At 50.8% G+C, this 3,309-nt stretch carries 3 protein-coding genes; 1 reads left to right on the top strand and 2 read right to left on the bottom strand.

All coding sequences use genetic code 11. The features are described 5' to 3' along the window. Positions 1 to 1,175: amidohydrolase family protein (locus ACTF5Z_RS11705; RefSeq protein WP_438985792.1), on the bottom strand; the 1,175-nt coding region annotated here is incomplete at its 3' end. 217 nt (positions 1,176 to 1,392) lie between these two features. On the opposite strand from ACTF5Z_RS11705, the gene ACTF5Z_RS11700 reads away from it, so the two are divergent. Continuing rightward, entirely contained in the window at positions 1,393 to 2,058 is a 666-nt protein-coding gene (locus tag ACTF5Z_RS11700) for a TetR/AcrR family transcriptional regulator (protein ID WP_438985791.1), read from the top strand. A gap of 96 nt (positions 2,059 to 2,154) precedes the next feature. On the opposite strand, the gene ACTF5Z_RS11695 is transcribed toward ACTF5Z_RS11700, so the two are convergent. Continuing rightward, positions 2,155 to 2,928 (bottom strand): ferredoxin--NADP reductase, encoded by a 774-nt coding sequence (locus tag ACTF5Z_RS11695; RefSeq protein ID WP_423849656.1) that lies wholly within the window; start codon positions 2,926 to 2,928, stop codon positions 2,155 to 2,157. Positions 2,929 to 3,309: the final 381 nt, after the last annotated feature.

The raw sequence follows: 3,309 nt of genomic DNA, 5'->3' as shown, positions 1-3,309 counted from the left end.
TATTGCTCCAATGAGATGTCTACCGGACCCACGCCATTTTCGGAGTTAATCAGCAACAGACTTTGCGGATTAGCAAACGGCGAGTGCTTCCAGACTTTTTCGTCCCAAGAAATCCGAGCACGAGCACGCCAGTCTTCGTCTTGAAGAATGCGTAATTTTTCTTCTTCGGTTTCTGCCAGCACCACCTCGTGCCACACATAGTCATTTGACTGCGCAAAGATCAGCGACTTTTTAATGCTGATCACGCTGGTTGGCGGCACGTGGGCAAAACCCGCACGAATGTCGCGTTTCTCGGCCGCCAGACGACGACGCAAAGGTCCGACCTTTTCTTCGATATCTTTTTGGAACGTCAGCGTCGGCGCCATTCCTGCGACTTGCGCACGGATCGGCCTGTCGCCGATTAAACGGTCAATGCGCTCGACCGATTCTGCTGCCGTTTTACGCATAAAGGTGTCGACGATGACCTGCAGCGTCGCACCGGGGTATTTGGCTAATACATCAAACAAGGCCTCCCACTCTTCATCGGTCGCCAGCATGGTGGGCACCGGCCTGTCTTGACCATCGTGATCCAACAAATTTGACGACATACCCAAAGCGCCAGCTGCTAGGGCTTCGTCGAGCATCGCGCACATTTTTTGAATTTCTTCCTGTGTTGCGGCCCGCTCCCAGGCTTCAAGTCCCATGACCACCAAACGAATAGCCAGATGCCCAACAAACGCCGCGTAGTTCGCAGGAACTTTCACTTTGGAGGTCATCGACTCTTTGTATTCGGGCCAAGTGCGCCAATCCCAAGGCAGGTGGTCTAGGAATGGTGCCACCGGAATATCTTCAAAGAACGAGAAAATATTGACCATTTCAAGGCGGACTGCCTCGTCGTCTGAAACGGGCGCAGCGGTGAATCCACAATTACCTAATATCGTCGTGGTGACGCCGTAACCTGGCAGTGGATCCAAATCAGGCTGCCACCACATGTTCGCGTCAAAGTGGGTGTGCGTTTCAATGAACCCAGGTGCAACGTAACAACCGGCGGCGTCGATCACCTCATCACCAACTTGTGCCGAGACGTCGACACCGATTGCAGCGATAACACCATCTTCAATTCGGACATTAGCGGTATAGGCCGGCGCACCAGTGCCATCGACGACTGTGCCACCCTGTATGAACGTACTGGACATAGATTTTCCCTCTTGCATGCTCTTTATTGTGATAATTTGAGCGTGTTGTTATTTAGTTAACACCGTTAAGTTATAACTGAAGGGACAATTCGGTCAAGCCTGAGCGGTAAAATTTTATAGGTCATTTGGACATCAAAAGTGCGCCTCGTATTCGACACAATTTGCCTAAAGCCGCCGACGCTGTACACTGCGCCTAGACAAACAAAGATCGCGAAGTATGCAGGGACAACAATCAAAACGGGGGCGCAGGCCAAATCTTTCTCGGGCAAAAATTATCGAGAAAACACTTAGCCTATTAAATTCTTCAAACCCCGAGAACTTCAGCGTCCGAAAACTCGCGCAAGAACTCGGCGTCACACCCGCTGCCATTTACGTGTATTTTTCCGGCCAAGACGATCTTTTGCGATATGCCGCAGAGGAAGTGGCTTCGCGCGTTGAGCTCGACAAAATACCCAGTGACGCCTCATGGCGGGATACACTAAAAGCGTGGGCGTATCTGGTCAGAGCCAACCATAGAATGTTTCCACACGCGACCATGATGCTTCGTATGAGTCAGCATATCCCTACCGCCTGGTTTAGGGTCATAGAGCCGGTCTGGACTATTTTCGGATCGTTGCATTCAGATGAGTCCAAGCAGATTGAACTGACCCAAAGCTTCATTCGAAGCGTCGCTGGACTCGTGCTGATCGAGATACAGCACGACGACTCAATCAACACAAAACTGCCGATCGAGCCCACACCCTCTGCTGCAGAATTTGCACTACCGAGCGATCCAGCACCAATGGATTTTGTACCCAAAGTCGGGTCGAGCAATATTAACGAGCTCTTTGAACAAAGCTTGAATTTATTGCTCGATGGCATTGAATTTCACATTCAGAGGTGAGCGCCTACGCGCCGGCGTATCCAGCGACGCTGGGCGCCCTAAACGCAGAAGAGCCCGCTGGGGCTCTTCAAATCGGACAACAACGTGGCGTAAAACTTAGCCGACGAAGGCGCGCTCAATCACGTAATCGCCAATGGTGCCTTGGTTGGGTGAAATCTGTAAGCCCATTTCATCCAGCATGGCTGAAGTGTCTTTTAACATTTCCATGCTGCCACAGATCATGGCGCGATCGTGCGCAGGGTCGATAGGGGGCAGCCCCAGTTCCTCACACATTTTGCCTGACCGGGTTAAGTCTGTAATGCGCCCACCGCGCTCGAAAGGCTCACGTGAGACCACGGGGTAATACAGCAACTGCTTGCTGGTGTATTCACCCAGAAACTCATGCTCCATTAAATCTTTCGTGATGTAGTCTTTGTAGGCCAAGTCTGACACGCGACGCACCCCGTGCAGTACCACCACGTGCTCATAGCGCTCGTACGCGGCCGGGTCACGAATAATCGACATAAATGGCGCCAAACCGGTGCCGGTCGAGAACAGAAACAAATTACGCCCAGGGTTTAAGTCCGCTAGCAACAGCGAGCCGACTGGTTTTTTACCGAGCAGGATTTGATCGCCCGCTTTGATATTGCACAAATGAGAGGTTAGAGGGCCATCGGGCACTTTGATGCTTAAAAACTCGAGATGATCATCATAACTGGCACTGGCAATCGAATAAGCACGGAGCAATGGCTTACCGTTAATCTCTAAACCGATCATCACGAACTGGCCGGTTTCAAAACGAAACTCGCGCGCGCGTTCCGTTTTAAAACTGAATAATTTGTCGTTCCAGTGAGTGACGTCGGTTACCGTTACGGGTGATGTTGCGGCCATTGTTCTGCCCTATCAGTCGGTGTTTTTGATTGCGCGCGCACTATAGCCAAGTGACAAACGATTGACCACCCATGGCTAAGAATTAGTCGTACTAACCTTATACTTTTTGATACATATCAGAGAGATAACCCGACGCAAATAGGCAATAGTTGAGGCCGCCCCCAAAGGCCACATCGCGCGAAGGCTATGCAAGTGTTGATATGCGCATAGCAAGGGTTAATATTTAGAAGGTAATAAGCACCCTCCCATGCTATGAAAGGCCGGCCAATGTGGTACCAAACTGAACTTAAATTGCGACCTCGAAATCGCGGGTTTCACCTAATCACTCGGGATATAGAACACGCATTAGACCCACTGCCTCGTATACACATTGGATTACTA

This window comes from Aequoribacter sp. (assembly GCF_965659035.1).
Classification (GTDB): Bacteria; Pseudomonadota; Gammaproteobacteria; order Pseudomonadales; family Halieaceae; genus Aequoribacter.
The sequence above is the reverse complement of the archived record's forward strand: the minus strand, read 5'-3'. Positions and strand labels throughout refer to the sequence as shown.

Excerpts from the sequence above, each read along its gene's own strand:
- ACTF5Z_RS11695 (WP_423849656.1), bottom strand. The coding sequence starts at position 2,928 with ATGGCCGCAACATCACCCGTAACGGTAACCGACGTCACTCACTGGAAC.
- ACTF5Z_RS11700 (WP_438985791.1), top strand. The coding sequence starts at position 1,393 with ATGCAGGGACAACAATCAAAACGGGGGCGCAGGCCAAATCTTTCTCGG.